We start from the raw sequence: 18,791 nt of genomic DNA, 5'->3' as shown, positions 1-18,791 counted from the left end.
GCTGGTGGACCGGGACAACAATAGAACATCCTAAACCGACTATATCAAAAACCCCCTATCAATTATCGATAGGGGGTTTTATTGTGAAATGAAACTAATTATATGTCTCGCATATGTATTTCCGAATCATATATATTGTTATCTTTTTAAGTGTTTTCCCTGTTTCTGGATGCAATCCTAAATCTGTGAAATACTCCAATTCACCTTTGTCATTTTTCCCATACCATAAATTTTCACTTCCATCTGGCTTAAAGAAGTCTGTATTACAATCTGGAATAATCTTCTTGAAATTATCGATACGTTCTTGTCTGTAAAGTTTAAGCTGATCAACATCATACTTTTCCAAATCAAACTTCACTTCTATATAATGATTCTCTTGCCAGACCATCCATTTTTGTGTATTAATTCCTGCTATTATAAATATTGATAGGATTAAAATGGAAATGCTAATAGTGATGACTACTTTTTTTCTTTTTACCCAATCCCAAAAATTCAAATCTTCTTTAACATTTTCTTTTACAAATTGAGCATAACTTTTATATCCTATAAAATGACTCAAGGCTTCTTTAGCAAAACTCTTCAAGCTTACCCTCTTGTTGTCGTTCTCTTTTACGGCATTGTATTTATCCCTAAGAATTCTCTCCCCATACTGCTCGCCAACATCGTTAAAAATAAAATCTGACAGATGCTTAGCCAACTTAGTGGGGACATCTGTATCTAATCTTTTTTCTGCTTCCTCAAAAGCTCTTTTTAGTAGTAAATTATTCATAAATAGCTAGTTATTAGTTGACTAAAGGTAATTATCTAGTTGGAATTTTTCTGGAAAATCTTTTCCATTTCTTTTCCTTTTTGTTTCCAGGGTTTCCAAGTCATTCTTCATTCATTTGTTTCATAATTGATTTACGCCTTAGGTACTATAAGGTTAGTACACTTCAATTTATCTAAGGAGCTGCAGTAATACAGTGCTGTTTTTGGGAAGTATTAATAGTCTTCTTACTGCGCTCCAAACTTCCCAAAAAGAGAGACGTCTCTTCATGTTTTTAAGGTGCTATGGCATGGACGCCATAAGGTCTGAGAATGCTCGGACAGCAACACCATTGTTCAATTTTAAATAACACAAAATGAAAAAAATATATCTAGTATTAATTGCGGCTTTCCTCAATTTGGGATTTTTTTCCTGCACTCCGGAAAGCATAACAGAAACTGTGACCAACCCTCAAGCATGTTGCGATGATGATGGAAACATCCCACCGCCGCCTCCGCCTCCACCACCAGGAGGGGGATTAACAGGTGGTTAATTAACTCAATAATAGTTAGTACTTTAGAGGAATGAAAGCAATAAAAACTTCATTCCTCTTTTTTTGTAAAATCATTATTGTTGTTTTATTACTTGGCAATAATCTATTGGCACAACAAAGTGTAGATAGTATAAAGTATTATTCAGATTTAGCAGAAAATGCAAGTAATGCATATGATGCAACAAGAAGTTTTAAATATTTTGATGAACAACTAAAACTTCACATTGATGATAATAATGTTCTTGGTCAAGTATCTATCCTAACCTCGATTGCTCAAATTCAAAATAGTTTAGGAATGATATATGAAAGTGAAGGTAGTGCTGTTGAAGCTTTAAAGCTTTTAGACAAAACACCTTATGAGCCTATTAATGATCGTTTTAGATTGTCATTGTATAATCATTTAGGAATATTATATAAAGAGAGCAAAAGCTTTAGTACTTCAATAGAGTATTATGAAAAAGCACTAGAGCTAGTTGGAGATTCTATATATAGAATTACTGCAATTAATAATCTTGCAAATGTTTACAGGGAAAAAGGAGATTTTAATCGTGCAATTTACTTATACAAAGGCTTATTGAAAAGTGAAATCTTAGCTGACGATTCAATAAAAATGGCGAGAACTTTAAATAATTTAGGCAAAACACAGTCTATTGTGAATGATCCTAAGGCAATTGACAATTTAGAAAGAGCGTTACTATTGAGAAAAGAAAAAAACTTTGATAAAGGTATCGTTAGTAGTTATATAAGTTTAGGGGAGCATTATAAAAGAAATGGAGACGTCTTAAAAGCCTTCGATTATACTAAAAAGGCACTTCCAATTGCTGAATCTAATAACAGAATAAATGAAAAAATAGCAATCTTTGAATTGCAATGTTACTTAGGATTTTTCAATAACTATCCCCAATTGAAAAGACTTACCGATAGTATTGATAATGCGAAAAGAATATCTACTAACCTTTATGCAGCTATCAGATATGATAATCAAAAAGCTATTCTCGAAAAGGAAAAGGAAAAAAGTATGAAGCTGCTTTATTTGATAATAGCCATATTAGTAATCTTTATCTCAATTTTTACATACTATTCCCAGAGTACAAAACACAAAAAAGACAAAATCAAACAAGCATACCTTAAAGAAACGGAATTTTCGAAAAAAGTCCATGATGAGTTAGCAAATGATGTTTCGGATTTAATGAATTACATTGAGGATGACATAGACGTTCCTAATGACAAAAAAAACTTACTACTCAACAACATTGAAGATATTTATTTAAGAACACGAGATATCTCTACAGAAACTGCGAGTATAGATTTGGCAAACTTTTCTAAAAGCCTATCCAATCTTTTAATGCAACATAACCGAGAAGGTACTAAAGTCGTAATCAACAATATTAACACCATTAACTGGAACAAAGTCCCAGACCATAAAAAGATGGTTGTTTATAGATGTTTGCAAGAACTTATGGTAAATATGAAAAAGCATAGTAAAGCCAAACTGGTTAGTATTGTTTTCAAAGAGCATAACAACAAAAAAGAAATCCGTTATGTGGATGATGGTTTAGGTTTTTCTGTTGATGAAACCAAGTTCAACGGGCTGGCAAATGTGGAATCCCGTATTGAAAGCATTAAAGGATCATTTAGTTTTACAACTTCAAGAGGAAATGGTTTTAAAGCCACTTTGAAGTTTAACAGTTAAATCGCCTTAAATGTTTAAAAATGTTTTAATTGCCGAAGACCAAAATTCAATCAATAAAGGTGTTGAACGCATCCTTACAGAATTAAATATTCTTAACATTGTCAGCGCCCAATATTGTGATGACGCATTGCTAAAGGTCAAAGCTGCATTTAAAGCAGGCAAACCATTTGATCTTTTGATCACAGACCTATCTTTTAAGGCGGATCATCGAGAAAGAACTTTAAAATCTGGTGAAGCCCTCATTGAAGCTGCTCAAGCGATTCAACCTGATTTAAAAATCATCGTGTTCTCTGTTGAGCATCGAATAGGAAAAATAAAAAGCCTTTTAGACACATACAAGATAGGCGCTTATGTTGAAAAAGGTCGAGAAGAATCTCATGACTTAAAGAAAGCCATCAAAGCCTTACTAGAGGGCAAAATATACTACTCTTATGGAATAGAACAATTACTAAGAAATGTGGATGATATTTCCCAAACTGATATGTATGATGAAATATTACTCCAACTCCTTGCTAAAGGGCTAAAAAGAGAACAGATAGCAGACTATTTTAAGGAACAAGAATTCCCTGCACGCAGCCTAAGCAGTATTGAAAAGCGAATTAATAAACTTAAGGTGCTTTTTGATGCAAATACTTCTGAACAACTTGTAGCTATAGCTATCGACAGAGGTTTAATCTAAAATTAATTTCAAAATAATAACACCCTGAGGTATACCGTAAGGTATAGCTCTATCCTAGTTTTAGATTTGGATATTATTAATATTTAAAACTAAAGCGATGTCAAGAACACCAATTGGTACGACAAGAAGAACAGGAGAAAAATGTCCCGAATCTGGAGTATGGGAATCTCAAGATGGTTATTCAGATGAAATTCCTCTATCTAAAAACGAAACATTTCCTCCAAACAGAAAGAAAGCTGTAACCTGGAAATTAATAAGGTATGCTTAACACATCTTACCAGTGTAACCAAAGCCTTACGGATTTCCGTAAGGCTTTGGTTTTTAATGGGTTTATGTTTGAGGTATTAATTATCAAAAAATGAGCTTCCGTTTTCAGAAGAGAATAAAGTTTGGAAAGAACTTTGGAATTAACATTAGCAAATCTGGCATTACGCCAAGCTATCGTTCCAAAAGAGGGTCTTTAAGTTCTAAAGGTTATTCAATAAGGACAGGAATTCCAGGCTTGACCTATAGAAAATCATTTTCTAAAGGGAGAAAAGGAGGATGTATGTTGGTTCTCTTATTCATTCTTTCAGTAACAATAGTATTTATAATCTAAAACCAACTAAAAAATGGCATACAGAAAAGGTTATTTCAAAAAAGATGGCACTTATGTTAAAGGGCATTATGTAACGCCTAAATCGAATCGTAAAACCTATAAAAAACCCAAAGGAGGATGTATTATTGTAATAATTATGATCTCCATATTGAGTATAGTTTCATGCTCGGATGATGATTGCCCAACGAGAACTTGCTCAGATTTTTCTTCTCAATCTGAGGCACAATCGACTTATGATAATGATCCGAATTGTTACGGCAATCTCGATTCAGATAATGATGGTATAGCTTGTGAAAACCTATCAAATTAATAAAACATGGAGAATCCGAATATAACTACTGAGCTAAAAAGCCATTTTTTGAGGCTATACCAAATGGCGTTTTCAGATGATAATTTTGATGTCCTTGAGCTGCAAATGTTATACAGATTTGCTGAAGAAAGGGGTGTTAGTACTAATGAACTAAATGAGATATTGCAAAATCCTTCTCATGGGACTTCATTACCAGAAACTTTAGAAGATCGTATTGACTATTTATATGATCTTGCCATAATGATTTGGGCAGACAATATCGTTACTAAAGATGAAGAAAACACATTAAAGAAGTATTGTATAAAGTTTGGGTTTTTAGAAGAGAATGTGCAAGAACTATCAGATTTTCTTTTGGAAAGAGCTAAAGAAAACATCTCAAAACAAGAACTAATTAAAGAAATAACAAATGCGATATGAGTGCTCTAAAAAAAATATTTGCTCTAAAAAATGATTCTTCTGAAGCCCCCAAAAAAAACATAGAAGAGGATACAAAAAAAATTAAGCTAACCTTTTTTGAAAGTGGTTATGGCTCTTCTAAACAAGCTCAGGGTAATCACATGGTTTTCAGGGCTTGTTTGGAGGACGTATATATGGATTATAAGGGTAAGTGTCGTGAGAATAAAGAATTGCAAGACGAGCTCAATAAACCATACAGGGAAGATAAAGGCAGGCAAGAAATAGAGCTTAAAAAAAGGAAAACTGCTAAGGCATTAATTGAAGAGTCTATAAAAAAAGAAGAGGAAAAAATATCAAAGTTTAAACATGATATGGTCGAAGTGAGAAGGAATCCTGAAGCTTATGGATTGGAAGTAGATAAAAAACCTAAGGCTCAATTTTATTTAGGACTAATCGTCTTAATTCCTATAACATTTTATCTTTTGGTTTTTTATATGTCGGCATCGTTTTCAGCGTTTTTTAAAAACTTTGATTCAAACGAGTTAACTGCTGCCATTTTTGATGGGCATGCACTTACAAAAGCCTTCGAGGATGGTTTGCTAGAAGGTATATTTATAGTCACCATTCCGTTTGCATTTATGGGTCTGGGCTACTTAATACATATGTTTCAAAAGCATAAGGGTTGGCTATCTTATTTTAAAATTGGGACTCTCTTTGTGATCACTTTTATTTTTGATGCCATACTTGCCTATCAAATTGAGAAAAAAATATATGACATTGAGAAAACATTGAATTCACCTCCTTTTGATGTCGAAATTGCTTTTACAAAAGCAGAGTTTTGGGGAATTATTTTTGCTGGTTTCGTAGTCTATATCATATGGGGATTGGTCTTTGATTTCATTATGAAAGAGTATGATAATTTTGATAAAATCAAATCTTTCATCAGAACAAAAAAAGATGATATAAAAAACTGTGAGCTTAAGATATCTAAACAGATTAAAAAACTAAATCCACTAAAAGAAGAGATTTCAGAAATTCAAGCTAAGATTGAAGATCTTCAGAGAATTATTGATGGTTTTATTTTTTCGAATAAGCACTACCTAACGTATCATACAGAATATGTAAAAGGGTGGTATTTGGCCATAACAGATAATTTTGATGGACTTGAACGTAGAAACGAACTATTGTCTCTCTGTAAAGATGAAGAAGCAAAACATCTTGAAAAGCATAGTGTTAACAATGAAGATTACGAAGGGAGATTGTATAAATTAACAAATTAAGATATGAAGAAATACAGATGCTTATTTTTAATCACTTTTCTTTTTATGTCTTGTAAAGACGATCCTAAAGAGGTTCATATTGATAAAGAAGAAAGTTATACATCGTCACAGAAACTATCATCCGTTAGAGCAGACCTAAACATTAGTGTTTTAATTGACCTATCAGATAGAATTAGTCCAGAAAAATATCCTAATCCTACAATGAATTACTATGAGCGAGACATAGGATATATAAATTCAATAGTAGAGGCATTCGAAACGCATTTAGTAAATAAAAAATATATTAAACTCAATGATTATATTCAGCTTTACTTAGATCCCGAGCCTGCAGATAAATCTCTAAACGCCAAGGTAAATTCTCTAAAAATTGGAATCACAAAAGATAATGCAACAAAGGAAAGAATTCATTCTATTTCAAATCTGTACGATAGCATAACAACACAAATCTATGAGGCAGCAATAAGAGATAATAAATTTATTGGTAGTGATACGTGGAGATTCTTTAAAAGCAAAGTAAATGATTATTGTATCAAAAGTGGATACAGGAATATTTTAATTGTATTAACAGATGGATATGTATTTCATAAGAATACAAAATATGAAGATCAGAACCAGACTACCTATTTAATCCCGCAGTTAATTCGCTCTAATAAGTTAACAGGTTCTAATTGGGAGGAGTTAATGAAAGAGAAAAACTTTGGGCTAATTCCTGCAAATCAAAATTTGGATGAACTAGATGTTTTAGTTCTTGGTATTAATCCCCATAATAATAGCCCTTTTGAAGAAGATGTTATTACAGCATATTGGCAAAACTGGCTAGAGCAAATGGGGGTTAATCATGCGGAGGTAAAAGGTGCGGATCTACCTTCAAATATGAACTCAATCGTTAGCAAATTTATTTGGAATGAAAATTAATTATGACCCAAAGACAAATGAAAACCACACTTTTTATTCTAGCAATCACGTTATCATTTTTTCTTGGAAGAGAATCAAAAACATTAAATGATAATCCAAGTTATATAACCTCACCATCATTTCAATCAGATTTAGATCCTATTCAGTCTTTTTCTAATTATACATTACCTGTGCTTAATGACACTACAAAGGTGTATCGTTGTGGCCAGAGTAAGATATACCATCCGTCTACAAGTCATGCCTCGTTTAAGAGATGCAAGTCAACAGTATACATTTTATCAGTTAAAAGAGCCAAAGAGCTTGGTATGAGGCATTGTAAATGTAGTGGTTGAAGACAAACAAACCTCCTTATTCTATTATAGTGAGGTTTGTTTTTTCATAGCATTATGTTAAAAGCAACTAAGTAGACTAGATAATTTTTTAATTTAGTCTGATGCAGGTCGATATTAAAAATATCAAAGCAATACTCCTTTTAGCTGCATTTCTTTTTCTACGAGTAGGAAGTGCGCATTCTATTTCACATTGGTATGAAGATACTGATACGGAGCATTGTGAACTCTGCGATATCATTTCTCAGTCACAGGATCACACATATTTTATTGATGGGGAGAGTGTATTAATTGAAAATGACTTTACTGATTTCACTTACAGGAGTGTTTTTCAAGATCACTATGAGCAACCTCTGCATTGTTTTGTGCTTCCTAGATGTGTTTATAACAAGCCTCCTCCTATCTGGTAATAGGAGCTAGAAAAAGCAATCAAAATTTTTGTACTGAAACGTATTATCTCTAAAGTGTTGTTGAGCACTTTTGGAAGTATTAATGCTATATATTAGTATAGCTTCTATCTAGTTTCCTTTCCTATTAAACTTATTACACCTAACTAAAACTTATAATCCTAGAAGAAATGCGTTATAGTATATTTTTTATATGCTTGATTGTTACTTTCAAGCTTGTTGGACAGCAAAACAATGCTGACAATTTTCAACCACCAGACACACAACTAGAAGTCAAGGTTTCAAAAGCAAAAAGCAATATTAATCTTGATGGTAGTCTTAATGAATCAGATTGGCAGGAAGCTATGATGGTCAACGATTTTTTTAGAAGAGAGCCTCGACAAGGCGGTAAGGTAAAGTATGTTACTGAAGTCCGTTTTCTGTATGACGATAAAAACCTCTATATAGGTGCATTCTGTAAAGATTCTGTAGGTGTTAAAGGAATACGGATTCAGGATCTTAGAAGAGATTTTAGCTGGGGAGAGAATGACATTTTTGGAATAGCTCTAGATCCTCAAAACCTCAAACAATACGCTCAGGGATTTCAGACTACACCATATGGCAATCAGCGCGACTTTCAAAACTTTAATGGTAACAATTTTGATACTGGTTGGAATACATTGTGGAGAGTGAGAACACAAAGAACTGAAGATGGTTATACGGTAGAAATGGCTATTCCGTTTAAGTCTTTGCGTTATAACCTTCCTGAAGAGGGTAGTGCTATAGAACTTGGATTTACTTTAGTACGGTATGCTAGGAGAGATATTGAAGTGTCTTCGTTTCCTGCAATTCCACAATCATTTACACCATATCGCATGACCTATGCCGCTCGATTAACTGGTATTGAAGCGCCTCCTCCATCTACAAATATTAGAGTTGAGCCTTATGCTTTGTATCAGTATGATGAAAACAAGGCAGGAGGTGTTTTAAATGATAAACAGAGTGAGCCTAAAATTGGTTTTGATGCCAAGTGGGCGATTAATCCTAAAACCGTTTTAGATCTTACGGTAAATACAGACTTTGCTCAAGCTGATGTAGATCGTGCAGTTAATAACCTTGAGCGATTTAATATATTTTTCCCAGAGCGTAGACAATTCTTTTTAGAAAATTCAGGAATTTGGGCAGGTGGTTTACAACAATCTATTAGACCATTTTTTAGCAGGCGTATTGGTCTTCAAGGGGAGTTTAATGCTATTCCAGCTCCTATTGATGTAGGTGCTCGATTTACTCAGCGGACGGAGAATAACGCTTTAGCTGGACTTTTTGTTCGACAGCGGGAAACGGAAAATTCTGCTGGAGCCAATTTTGGTGTGTTTAGATATTTAAAAAACTACGGAAGAGAGAATAATGTAGGTGTAATGGTTACGCATCGATTGGATGATACATATTCGGAATTAGATTTAGAAAGTAATAATAACACGACAATTACTATCGATGGGCAAATAAGGCCAACAAGTCAATGGGATATACAATACATAATGTCAACTTCCATTGATGAATTGACTGGAGATACAGGATTTGCTGGACGTATTTTTATCGGTAATGATACTAACAACTACTATTATGGTTGGGTGACAGAATATACGGACTCTAACTACAATCCTAGAATGGGTTTTGTGAGACAAAACAATGTAATAAGACATAATCCCGGAGGTTACTATATCTGGAGGCCAAAGAATATAGATTGGATTCGAAGATGGGATCCAGGGATGTTTGTGAATTATAATCATGATGCGGATAATCCTGATAATTTTCAACAGGCAAGCCTATACATTTTTCCTGTGTATACATGGTTTAAGGATAATAGTTTCGTTGAAGTCTCAACGACGCCAACTTGGCAAAATATCAACTTTGATTTTGCTCCTTTGGGTCTGGAAATTGAACAGGATCGATATTTCTATACCAGATATACGGTTCGATATAATACAGATCGTTCTAAGAAATGGTCAGGAGATGTTGGTGTGAATTTTGGAAATTTTTACAATGGAACAAGAACCACAATAAATGCTTCTGCTAGAGTTGCTCCAATTCCACAGGCTACATTTTCTTTCAACTATGAACATAATGATATAAATGGGGTAGGGGTTATGCAGGAAGATTTAGAGACTGATTTATATACAGCCAATTTGCGGCTAGCACTTAATCCCAGAGTGCAAATGTCTACCTTTTACCAATATAATAGTTTTAACGAACAAGGACGCTGGAATGTACGATTTAGCTGGGAATATATGCCCTTGTCATTCATATACTTAGTCTTGAATGATACACAAACTGATATTTTTGACCCTTCTCAGCAAAGTACACAGTTTATTAGTAAGATTACGTTTTTAAAACAGTTTTAATTGGCATAATGGAAAACAAAAAACCTCACTTTAGCGGTGAGGTTTTTTGTTTTATTTTTTGAGAATGTACTTACTTGTCTGAAGAAAAGTTGTCTACAGTTTTCATGTCTTTAACTTCGTACATCTTTCCAACTTTGGCAACCACTTCTTCAAGAGAGTTTGGAGTAACTTTAGCTTCATCATATTCTACCATGGCAAGCTTCTTTCCAAAATCTACTTTCGCAGATTTTACGCCTTCCATTTTAGCCATTTTCTTTTCAATGGTCTTAGCGCATCCCATTTGACAAGTCATGCCTTCGATAGTAAATTCTGCTTTCGCATAGGTTGCATTTGGATCTAATTCTGCAACTTCTACTTTGGCTTCTACTTCAGTATCTACAGTTTTAACTTCTGGAGCTTTTTCACTTTTACAGGAAAAAACCAGTAAAGAAAGAACGGCAATACCTAATATATTTTTGAATGTCTTCATAGTAATTAATTATAGGGTTTAGAGCAAATCTAAAAAATATTGGTGTTTCTTGTAAGAGAATTAACGATTTTTGTGATTCTTTTAAAACAACATTAGTATTGTCTGGTAGCTTAAAATGGATTTATTTAATAGTTCTGAGCCTTATTTGGGGCAGTTCTTTTATTCTGATTAAGAAATCTCTAATCGGCTTGTCTCCTTTTCAATTGGGTTCGTTAAGGATAATAGTTACTGGTGTAATTTTGTTAGCAATAGGCTATGGTAGTTTGAAAACCATCCATAAGAGCAAATGGATATGGCTTATAATTTCAGGATTTCTTGGGTCTTTTTTTCCGTCTTTTTTCTTTGCTATTGCTGAAACCGAAATCGATAGTGCTATTGCTTCGATTTTAAATTCTTTAGTGCCACTGAATACTATATTGATGGGATTGGCAATTTTTAAGATTACGTCAACTAAAAGACAAGTACTAGGTGTAATTATAGGTTTTGTTGGGACTGCAATGCTGATATTGAAAGGGGCTCACTTAAACCCTCACCAGAATTATTGGTATGCAGGTTTTGTAATCGCTTCAACAATTATGTATGCTGCCAATGTGAATATCATAAAGAAACACCTTCAAGATGTTAAGCCTTTAACGATTGCAGCGGGTAACTTTTTGCCAATCATTTTTCCTGCAATTATAATTTTATTTTTTACAGGCTTCTTTTCAGAATTTAATATTGAGGATCCAAAGCTGAAAATGTCGTTATTGTATGTATTGATATTATCAATTTTTGGAACGGCATTGGCAAAGGTGCTGTTCAATAAGTTGGTTCAAATTTCTACACCTGTCTTTGCTTCTTCTGTAACTTATTTAATGCCAATTGTAGCACTTATTTGGGGATTGATTGATGGTGAACAGTTTCATGTAATTCAAGCTTTAGCTACAGTGGTAATTTTAGTAGGGGTGTATTTATCTAACAAAAGAGCATAAAAAAACCGAGATTTTAGAAACCTCGGTTTAGTATTATTTGGAGTTATAACTATTCCTAATTAAAGTCTTCGTCAGTAACACCATCATTTAATTTTATTTCAGAAACATTTAAAATAATAACCTGAGGTCCAGCAGTTATTTTTGTTGTGTGTGGAAACATAACTCCATTAACTTCCTTGTAGTTATTTGTGTCACTGATAGTTGTTACACTCTGTCCTTGCGCTTCTTGAGTGGACTCAGTTCTGATTAATAAATTAGAATCTGTACTGTAATATCTGTATGATACTTCATCCCCTTCTGTATACTTAATCTTGTAAGCGTCTGTACCATCTACTGATACAATGCTTTCTAGCTCTATATTAGAAGCTTCCATAAAAAGCTCTGGAAATAAACCTCTTTCTTGCTTACGCTTATCTACATCTTTTTCTTCCATAGGAATCTTACGACCTTGTTGCTCTTGATAACCAGAAGCACCATCGAATTTTTGCTTCATTACTGTTCCCATTCCTTCAATAACCATTTCCATAGAGAACTTATTTGGAGACATTTGTTTGATGGTAGCTGTTGGTTTAAAAGGCGCACCTTCGATAGTAACATTTGCGTTAGTTAAAACAGTATTTACTTCTTTAACTTTATCTTTGCCACCAATAGCCGCTACATAATTTTTAACAACAGACATTGCAGTAATGTCTTTTGGTATTGGCTTAGAGAATACAGGCTTTTCAGTAGCATTTGCATACTTATCGTAGTATTTGATAGGAATTCCTGTTTTTTCAAGATTTTCTAAAACATCACTTCCTTTACCTACAACAACGATACGTGCGTTTTCTGTTTTGAAATACTTGTTTGCAACACGATTTACATCTTCAGCTGTAACTGCATTGATCTTTTCTAAATATGTAGTGTAGAAGTCGCTAGGTAAATCATTTAATTTGATGTTTAGCGCGTAGTTAGCCACTGTTTGTGGTCTTTCTAAGGCTAATACAAAATCTCCAACGTACTTCGCTTTTGCATTTTTAAGAGCGTCTGCTTCTACAGGCTCAGTCTTAATTCGCTTTATTTCTTTAAGTGTTTGAACAACTGCACTGTCAGTTACTTCATTTCTTACTGAAGCTCCTGCAGTAAAGCGAGATGCATTCCATCTGCTAGTTCCTACGCTAGAACGAGCACCGTAAGTGTACCCATGCTCTTCACGAAGATTCATATTTAAATAACTATTGAATCCTCCACCAAGAATTTTATTAGCTATTAATACTGAATGATAGTCTTCATCTTTCATTTTCAAATCAACATTGTTAGTCAATGAAATATTAGACTGTACAGCATTTGGCATGTCTACAAAGTTAATTTGAGTATACTGTGCGTTAGGACTTGGGTCTGGAATAGTAACATCAATTCCAGCTGACTTTTCCCATTTTCCGAAACGGTTTTTGATTTGCTTTTTTAGAGTAGGGAAATCAACATCTCCAACAACAACGATGTATGCATTATTTGGATTGAAGTGTGTTTCGTAATATGCTAATACATCAGAGAATGTAACATTCTTTACAGTATCTTCACTAGTGTATTCTCCTCTTGGGTGATGTGTTCCGTAAGATAAAGCAGCACCAACTCTTCCTGCTACTGCATCGACACTTTTCTCATTAGACTTTAAGCTTTCTAATAATTTGTCTTTCTCTTTGTTGAACTCTTCTTCGGTAAGTAATGGATTCATTGCTGCATCTGCCATTAACTCAAGAATACGATCCGAGTATTTAGCTAATGAGCTTGCAAACGCTCCAGATGAACCAAAGCTTAGGTTAGCTCCTAAGAAATCAATCTCTTCGTTGAATTCATCTTTAGAGATGTTTGTAGTTCCGTTTCCTAACATAGCTCCTAATAAGCTAGAAACTCCTGCTTTATCACCTTCAGTAGAAGGCTTATTGTCAATTCTTAGAGAATAAGAAACTCTAGGAAGTTTGTGATTTTCTACAACGAGAACTTTGATTCCGTTTTTCAATTCAAATTCACCAGGAACTTCTAATGTAATCTTTGGTGCTGGTCCTGGTTTTGGTTGTTTTGTTCTGTCTACTTGCGCACTAACTGAAACAACCGCAAAAAACATTGCAAATAATGCTATTATTTTAGTTTTCATATATCTTGATACTATAATATTATTGATCATCTTTCTTTGGTAAATACTCTAATTCTACTCTCTGGTTAGGGTTCAAGTATTTTTTAACAGCAGCTTGAATTTCCTCACGAGTAATTGATCTGTAAATATTGATTTGGTCATTAATCAAATTTACATCACCATAAAGCATGTAGTATCTTGCCAATGAGTTTGCAATACCTTGCATGCTAGAGTTAGAGTTTACAAATCTGTTTTCGAATTTATTCTGAAGCTTTTGGTAATCTTTTTCAGATATCAATTCGTTTTGCATTTTAGCAATCTCTTCATCCATTTCAGCTAAAAGATCCGTAAGTGCAATATCACCTAATGGAATTCCGAATAATGCATAAATACCATAATCTTTTTGCCCTAAGTTAACAGCTTGTACAGCTAAAGCTTGCTTTTGCTCGTCAACTAGTTTCTTGTACAGTTTAGAACTTTTACCATCACTTAAATATGAAGATACCATATCCATTACATAAGCATCTCTTTTTCCAAAGCCTGGCACACGGTAAGCAGCAACTATTGCTGGTAATTGAATGTTAGCATCGTAGTGCTTAGCTTTTATGGTTTCAGTAATAGGGTCTTCTTTAGGGAAGTTTCTTACTGGAGTAGTTCCTCTTTTTACTTCTGAAAAGTAATCTCTAACCATTTTCTTGGTGTTTTCCATTTGGAAATCTCCCGTTACTACTAGTACAGCGTTTTGTGGACCGTACCATTTTTTGAAATAGGCTTTAAACTCTTCAAGTGTAGCAGCATCTAAGTCTTCCATCTCACCAATGTTCTTGTACTTATAAGGATGCTTTTTGAATAAGTTCTCAGTGACCGCTGGTAACAATTGTCCGTAAGGAGAGTTGTCCATTCTTAGACGCTTCTCTTCTTTAACAACTTCGTTTTGAGTGTCTACACCTACTTGATCAATTACTGGGTGTAACATTCTTTCAGATTCCATCCAAAGTCCCAGCTCTAAACTGTTTGAAGGGAAAACTTCGTAGTAATAAGTTCTGTCCATAGAAGTGTTGGCATTATTGCTACCACCTTGAGACGTTACAATAGTAAACCATTCGCCACGTCCAATATTTTCAGTTCCTTCAAATAATAAGTGCTCAAAGAAGTGAGCAAATCCTGTTCTATTTCCGGCTTTTTCATCTCCTCCAAGATCTTTTCCACCTACGTCGTACATAACTCCAACTGTAACTACAGGAGCAGAGTTGTCTTGATGAAGAATAACGTGGAGGCCGTTATCTAAATCAAATTCTTCAAATTCGACTTTTTGAGCATCTGCAGTAAGTCCAAAAACTACTAAAGAAGCAAATGCCATTAAGAATTTTTTCATGCGATTTTGTTTTAAAAATTTTAAATTGATTTTTAATGTTTGTCTTAACTCCGTATCATATGTTACAGAAGATGAGCAAAAATAATGAATCACAATGCTTTTTGAGACATTTAAACTGCAAAAAGAATCATAAAAAATGAGGTTTTTAAGCGATTTTTCACGAACTTTAAGACTTACCACCTTCTAAATACTTATTGAATCATGAAAAATTTTATTCTTCCAATTCGATACGGAATAGCCATTAGTGGCTCATTAATTGCCTATTTTTTAATACTTAGTTTACTGGGATGGCACACAAAACCAATTTTTAGTTTGTTCAATGGAGTAGTTGTTGGATTTGGTATTTATGAAGCTATAAGATCCTACAAATCTGAGCAAGGCGATGATTTTAATTATCCGAAAGGCTTTTCGGTAGGCGTGATAACAGGGTTCGTAGCTACGCTAATTTTTACTATTTTTTTCCTATTATATGCTACAGAATTACAACCAGGATTTGTTGAAGAATTGCTAGAGCCTTTTAGAAGAGATTCTAATATAGGTGTGGGTATTGTTTCCTTCGTGGTTGCTATTATGGGCTTTGCAACAACGGTAGTTTTAACACTAACGTTTATGCAATACTTCAAAAAAAGCTGGAATATCTCTCAAAATCAGGTATAACGTTTGTAGATTCCTTAAATAGATGTATATTTGCATCCATTTTTTAAAGAATTTAAATTAATAAAAACGTTACGCTATGTACGCAATTGTAGAGATAGCAGGGCATCAATTCAAAGTTGAGAAAGACCAAAAAGTTTTTGTTAATCGTCTTGGAACAGAAGAAGGTAAGAAAGTTTCTTTCGATAACGTTCTTTTAATCGGTGACGGTAACAATGTAACTGTAGGCGCCCCAGCTATAGGCGGAGCACAGGTTAGTGCGAAAGTCTTAAAGCACCTTAAAGGTGATAAAGTAATCGTCTTCAAAAAGAAAAGACGTAAAGGGTATAGAGTAAAAAATGGTCACAGACAAGCTCTTACCGAAATTCAAATTGAAAGCATTGTAGCAAAAGGTGCTAAGCCAGCTAAAGCAGAAAAAGCTGCTCCAGCTAAAGAAGAGGCTAAAGCTAAACCAGCTGCAACTGAAACTAAAGAAACAAATACTCAAGACTTAAGTGGCAAAACTGTTGCTGAGTTAAAAGAGATGGCTAAAGCAAAAGGGATTACAGGTTACTCTTCTATGAAGAAAGCCGATTTAATTGCTGCTCTTAGTTAATTTTAAAATATAAAACTAGAATACAATGGCACATAAAAAAGGAGTCGGAAGTTCTAAAAACGGTAGAGAATCAGAATCGAAACGCCTTGGGGTTAAGATTTTTGGAGGACAAGCTGCAATAGCAGGTAATATTATCGTTAGACAAAGAGGTACAGCTCACCACGCTGGTGAAAATGTATACCTAGGTAAAGACCATACTTTACATGCTAAAGTTGATGGTATCGTACAGTTTACTAAAAAGAAGGATAACAAATCTTACGTTTCTGTAATTCCATTTGAAGCTTAAGAATTATTGTTTAATAATATCAAAACCCTTTCTGATTTGTTCAGAAAGGGTTTTTTAGTTTATTGAAATAATATTACCTAATTTCGGTAAAAAGAATTCAGGTGTTTTCAGCCAAAAAACGATTAGATAACGCATATCAAAATGCAAAGCGAGTAAACTTTAATGATCATTCTAAGTTTATTCTGTTTAGTGATTGTCATAGAGGAGATAATAGCTTTGCGGATGATTTTGCAAACAATAGAAATATCTATTTTCATGCGTTAAGTCATTATTACAACTCTGGATTTGATTATTGTGAATTAGGGGATGGCGATGAATTGTGGGAAAACATATCTTTTAATGCTATTCTAGATGCCCATAAGAATGTCTATATGCTAATGAAACAATTCCATGAGGAAGGACGTCTGCATATGATTTGGGGGAATCATGATATGGTCTATAGAGATCCAGAATATGTAGAAAAGCATTTGTCGACTTACTTTGATGAAAAGATAGGGGAAGATGTGGAGCTATTTTGTGATTTACAATATCATGAAGCGATAGTTCTAAGGCATACGGAAACCGAACAGGAATTGTTTTTGGCGCATGGTCACCAGGCAGATTGGTGGAATTATCTATTCTGGAAATGGAGTAGGTTTATGGTGAGAGTACTTTGGAAGCCATTACAAATTCTAGGAATTGCAGATCCAACAAGTCCAGCTAAGAATTATAAGAATCTTATTAAGGTTGAGAAGCGATTAAAGAAATGGATTAGGGAGAATGATAATATACTCACTATAGTTGGTCATACGCATAGGCCCAGGTTTCCGAAGACTAATGAAATAGCATTATTTAACGATGGCAGCTGTGTGCATCCAAGGAGTATTACTGGTATCGAAATAGAAGAAGGTAAGATATCATTAATAAAATGGCAGGTTGCGACTAAAGAAGATGGGACACTTCAGATCATAAGAGTATTACTAGAAGGTCCTAAAAAGCTTTACGATTTTGCTTCTAAATAAAAGTAACTGACAAAAGAGCAGAAAATAATATTGGCGCATTTTTTGCGTATAAATTAATATCAATCTTAAAAAACTTTGAAATTATGGGAATGGAATATTGGATACTAATTGGAGGAATAATGCTAGCAAGTTGGCTAGTAAGCAATACATTGAAGCGAAAATTTGCTCAGTACTCCAGAGTACAATTAAGAAATGGGATGAGTGGTGCTGAGATTGCTCAAAAGATGTTATCCGATCATGGTATCTATGATGTTGAAGTCATTTCAACACCTGGTCAATTGACAGATCACTATAATCCTAAAAATAAAACAGTAAATCTTAGTGAGGCAGTTTATAACCAAAGGAATGCAGCTGCGGCTGCTGTTGCTGCGCATGAGGTTGGTCATGCTGTTCAGCACGCGCAAGCTTACGGTTGGTTACAAATGCGTAGTCAGTTAGTACCAATAGTGAGTGTTTCTTCTGGAATGTCGCAATGGCTTATAATCGGAGGTTTGGTGCTTGGAGCTGCAGCAGGTGTAGGTTTAGGATATTGGGTTGCAATTGCTGGATTGGTAATGATGGGGTTTGCAACGTTATTTAGCTTTATCACATTACCAGTAGAATATGATGCGAGTAATAGAGCATTGGCTTGGTTAAAAAACAAGAACATGGTAACGCCAGAAGAATACAAAGGCTCTGAAGATGCCTTGAAATGGGCAGCTAGGACTTATTTGGTAGCTGCTCTTGGAGCTTTAGCATCATTAGTTTATTGGGCCGTACAGATTTTAGGAAGTGATTAAAACTTCATTTATAAAGTGGAAAACCCCTTATCGCGATAAGGGGTTTTTTTATATAGCAAAATGAGTAATTCTACGCGAAAGTAATTTATACTCTACTCTTCACTTCTTACAGTATAAATACGTCTTTCTTATTTGAAGGCTTTATTCGGTAAAGACTGTTTGGTTGTTTTTCAAACTTTGTAATGTTCAGTAGATGTTGCAACGAATTATTGAAATGGTCGAAGTCGAAAAACCAAATAAACGAGTAGACACAACTATATAA

20 protein-coding genes are annotated in these 18,791 nt (G+C 34.2%); 16 read left to right on the top strand and 4 right to left on the bottom strand.

The annotated features are described in order from the left end of the window. Nucleotides 1-94 precede the first annotated feature (94 nt). Nucleotides 95-769, bottom strand: coding sequence for a hypothetical protein (locus NCE97_RS15085; protein WP_353780117.1), 675 nt, complete (start codon nucleotides 767-769; stop codon nucleotides 95-97). Between the two features lie 560 nt (nucleotides 770-1,329). On the opposite strand from NCE97_RS15085, the gene NCE97_RS15080 reads away from it, so the two are divergent. The 10 genes from NCE97_RS15080 to NCE97_RS15035 all read left to right on the top strand — a co-directional run bounded on the left by NCE97_RS15080 (nucleotide 1,330) and on the right by NCE97_RS15035 (nucleotide 10,286). Beyond that, entirely contained in the window at nucleotides 1,330-2,991 is a 1,662-nt protein-coding gene (locus NCE97_RS15080) for a tetratricopeptide repeat-containing sensor histidine kinase (RefSeq protein WP_353780116.1), read from the top strand. Nucleotides 2,992-3,001: 10 nt separating this feature from the next. Next, entirely contained in the window at nucleotides 3,002-3,670 is a 669-nt protein-coding gene (locus tag NCE97_RS15075; protein ID WP_353780115.1) for a response regulator, read from the top strand. A gap of 97 nt (nucleotides 3,671-3,767) precedes the next feature. Continuing rightward, the gene (locus NCE97_RS15070) at nucleotides 3,768-3,938 is read left to right on the top strand and encodes a hypothetical protein (RefSeq protein WP_353780114.1); all 171 of its coding nucleotides are present in this window, start codon (nucleotides 3,768-3,770) and stop codon (nucleotides 3,936-3,938) included. A gap of 90 nt (nucleotides 3,939-4,028) precedes the next feature. Beyond that, complete coding sequence (locus NCE97_RS15065) at nucleotides 4,029-4,268, top strand: DUF4236 domain-containing protein (RefSeq protein WP_353780113.1); 240 nt, start codon at nucleotides 4,029-4,031, stop codon at nucleotides 4,266-4,268. Nucleotides 4,269-4,281: 13 nt separating this feature from the next. Continuing rightward, nucleotides 4,282-4,578 (top strand): excalibur calcium-binding domain-containing protein, encoded by a 297-nt coding sequence (locus NCE97_RS15060; protein WP_353780112.1) that lies wholly within the window; start codon nucleotides 4,282-4,284, stop codon nucleotides 4,576-4,578. A gap of 6 nt (nucleotides 4,579-4,584) precedes the next feature. Further along, nucleotides 4,585-4,995, top strand: coding sequence for a hypothetical protein (locus NCE97_RS15055; RefSeq protein WP_353780111.1), 411 nt, complete (start codon nucleotides 4,585-4,587; stop codon nucleotides 4,993-4,995). Beyond that, nucleotides 4,992-6,254 carry an MraY family glycosyltransferase gene (locus NCE97_RS15050; protein ID WP_353780110.1) on the top strand — a complete coding sequence of 421 codons (1,263 nt, stop codon included), beginning with the start codon at nucleotides 4,992-4,994 and terminating at the stop codon, nucleotides 6,252-6,254. The genes NCE97_RS15055 and NCE97_RS15050 overlap by 4 nt, the downstream gene beginning before the upstream one ends. A gap of 3 nt (nucleotides 6,255-6,257) precedes the next feature. After that, complete coding sequence (locus NCE97_RS15045) at nucleotides 6,258-7,169, top strand: hypothetical protein (RefSeq protein WP_353780109.1); 912 nt, start codon at nucleotides 6,258-6,260, stop codon at nucleotides 7,167-7,169. Between the two features lie 17 nt (nucleotides 7,170-7,186). Beyond that, nucleotides 7,187-7,501 carry a hypothetical protein gene (locus NCE97_RS15040; protein WP_353780108.1) on the top strand — a complete coding sequence of 105 codons (315 nt, stop codon included), beginning with the start codon at nucleotides 7,187-7,189 and terminating at the stop codon, nucleotides 7,499-7,501. A gap of 574 nt (nucleotides 7,502-8,075) precedes the next feature. Next, nucleotides 8,076-10,286 (top strand): DUF5916 domain-containing protein, encoded by a 2,211-nt coding sequence (locus NCE97_RS15035; protein ID WP_353780107.1) that lies wholly within the window; start codon nucleotides 8,076-8,078, stop codon nucleotides 10,284-10,286. Nucleotides 10,287-10,356: 70 nt separating this feature from the next. On the opposite strand, the gene NCE97_RS15030 is transcribed toward NCE97_RS15035, so the two are convergent. Beyond that, entirely contained in the window at nucleotides 10,357-10,755 is a 399-nt protein-coding gene (locus tag NCE97_RS15030; protein ID WP_353780106.1) for a heavy-metal-associated domain-containing protein, read from the bottom strand. Nucleotides 10,756-10,853: 98 nt separating this feature from the next. Here NCE97_RS15030 and NCE97_RS15025 point away from each other — a divergent pair, with 98 nt between their 5' ends. Continuing rightward, a complete protein-coding gene (locus tag NCE97_RS15025; protein ID WP_353780105.1) occupies nucleotides 10,854-11,726 on the top strand; it encodes a DMT family transporter in 873 nt (290 codons plus the stop codon). A 55-nt stretch (nucleotides 11,727-11,781) separates the two neighbouring features. Here NCE97_RS15025 and NCE97_RS15020 read toward each other — a convergent pair whose 3' ends face one another. Continuing rightward, a complete protein-coding gene (locus NCE97_RS15020) occupies nucleotides 11,782-13,860 on the bottom strand; it encodes a M16 family metallopeptidase (protein ID WP_353780104.1) in 2,079 nt (692 codons plus the stop codon). 19 nt (nucleotides 13,861-13,879) lie between these two features. Then, nucleotides 13,880-15,214 (bottom strand): M16 family metallopeptidase, encoded by a 1,335-nt coding sequence (locus NCE97_RS15015; protein WP_353780103.1) that lies wholly within the window; start codon nucleotides 15,212-15,214, stop codon nucleotides 13,880-13,882. A gap of 201 nt (nucleotides 15,215-15,415) precedes the next feature. Here NCE97_RS15015 and NCE97_RS15010 point away from each other — a divergent pair, with 201 nt between their 5' ends. The 5 genes from NCE97_RS15010 (at nucleotide 15,416) to NCE97_RS14990 (ending at nucleotide 18,529) form a co-directional block, all read left to right on the top strand. Further along, nucleotides 15,416-15,871 (top strand): DUF4199 domain-containing protein, encoded by a 456-nt coding sequence (locus tag NCE97_RS15010; RefSeq protein ID WP_353780102.1) that lies wholly within the window; start codon nucleotides 15,416-15,418, stop codon nucleotides 15,869-15,871. Nucleotides 15,872-15,947: 76 nt separating this feature from the next. Next, nucleotides 15,948-16,463, top strand: a complete 516-nt coding sequence (gene rplU / locus NCE97_RS15005; protein WP_353780101.1) for a 50S ribosomal protein L21 — start codon at nucleotides 15,948-15,950, stop codon at nucleotides 16,461-16,463. 25 nt (nucleotides 16,464-16,488) lie between these two features. After that, on the top strand, nucleotides 16,489-16,749 hold the full coding sequence (rpmA, locus tag NCE97_RS15000) for a 50S ribosomal protein L27 (RefSeq protein WP_353780100.1): 261 nt from the start codon (nucleotides 16,489-16,491) through the stop codon (nucleotides 16,747-16,749). A 101-nt stretch (nucleotides 16,750-16,850) separates the two neighbouring features. Beyond that, complete coding sequence (locus tag NCE97_RS14995) at nucleotides 16,851-17,750, top strand: metallophosphoesterase family protein (RefSeq protein ID WP_353780099.1); 900 nt, start codon at nucleotides 16,851-16,853, stop codon at nucleotides 17,748-17,750. 89 nt (nucleotides 17,751-17,839) lie between these two features. Continuing rightward, nucleotides 17,840-18,529: a zinc metallopeptidase gene (locus NCE97_RS14990; protein WP_353780098.1), complete on the top strand. Its 690-nt coding sequence runs from the start codon at nucleotides 17,840-17,842 to the stop codon at nucleotides 18,527-18,529. Nucleotides 18,530-18,791: the final 262 nt, after the last annotated feature.

This window comes from Winogradskyella sp. 3972H.M.0a.05 (genome assembly GCF_040493455.1).
Taxonomy (GTDB): Bacteria; Bacteroidota; Bacteroidia; order Flavobacteriales; family Flavobacteriaceae; genus Microcosmobacter.
Note: the sequence above shows the minus strand (reverse complement) of the source record. Positions and strands in the feature narration are given on the sequence as shown.

Excerpts from the sequence above, each read along its gene's own strand:
- NCE97_RS15085 (WP_353780117.1), bottom strand. The coding sequence starts at position 769 with ATGAATAATTTACTACTAAAAAGAGCTTTTGAGGAAGCAGAAAAAAGA.
- NCE97_RS15080 (WP_353780116.1), top strand. The coding sequence starts at position 1,330 with ATGAAAGCAATAAAAACTTCATTCCTCTTTTTTTGTAAAATCATTATT.
- NCE97_RS15075 (WP_353780115.1), top strand. The coding sequence starts at position 3,002 with ATGTTTAAAAATGTTTTAATTGCCGAAGACCAAAATTCAATCAATAAA.
- NCE97_RS15070 (WP_353780114.1), top strand. The coding sequence starts at position 3,768 with ATGTCAAGAACACCAATTGGTACGACAAGAAGAACAGGAGAAAAATGT.
- NCE97_RS15065 (WP_353780113.1), top strand. The coding sequence starts at position 4,029 with ATGAGCTTCCGTTTTCAGAAGAGAATAAAGTTTGGAAAGAACTTTGGA.
- NCE97_RS15060 (WP_353780112.1), top strand. The coding sequence starts at position 4,282 with ATGGCATACAGAAAAGGTTATTTCAAAAAAGATGGCACTTATGTTAAA.
- NCE97_RS15055 (WP_353780111.1), top strand. The coding sequence starts at position 4,585 with ATGGAGAATCCGAATATAACTACTGAGCTAAAAAGCCATTTTTTGAGG.
- NCE97_RS15050 (WP_353780110.1), top strand. The coding sequence starts at position 4,992 with ATGAGTGCTCTAAAAAAAATATTTGCTCTAAAAAATGATTCTTCTGAA.
- NCE97_RS15045 (WP_353780109.1), top strand. The coding sequence starts at position 6,258 with ATGAAGAAATACAGATGCTTATTTTTAATCACTTTTCTTTTTATGTCT.
- NCE97_RS15040 (WP_353780108.1), top strand. The coding sequence starts at position 7,187 with ATGAAAACCACACTTTTTATTCTAGCAATCACGTTATCATTTTTTCTT.
- NCE97_RS15035 (WP_353780107.1), top strand. The coding sequence starts at position 8,076 with ATGCGTTATAGTATATTTTTTATATGCTTGATTGTTACTTTCAAGCTT.
- NCE97_RS15030 (WP_353780106.1), bottom strand. The coding sequence starts at position 10,755 with ATGAAGACATTCAAAAATATATTAGGTATTGCCGTTCTTTCTTTACTG.
- NCE97_RS15020 (WP_353780104.1), bottom strand. The coding sequence starts at position 13,860 with ATGAAAACTAAAATAATAGCATTATTTGCAATGTTTTTTGCGGTTGTT.
- NCE97_RS15015 (WP_353780103.1), bottom strand. The coding sequence starts at position 15,214 with ATGAAAAAATTCTTAATGGCATTTGCTTCTTTAGTAGTTTTTGGACTT.
- NCE97_RS15010 (WP_353780102.1), top strand. The coding sequence starts at position 15,416 with ATGAAAAATTTTATTCTTCCAATTCGATACGGAATAGCCATTAGTGGC.
- rplU (WP_353780101.1), top strand. The coding sequence starts at position 15,948 with ATGTACGCAATTGTAGAGATAGCAGGGCATCAATTCAAAGTTGAGAAA.
- rpmA (WP_353780100.1), top strand. The coding sequence starts at position 16,489 with ATGGCACATAAAAAAGGAGTCGGAAGTTCTAAAAACGGTAGAGAATCA.
- NCE97_RS14990 (WP_353780098.1), top strand. The coding sequence starts at position 17,840 with ATGGAATATTGGATACTAATTGGAGGAATAATGCTAGCAAGTTGGCTA.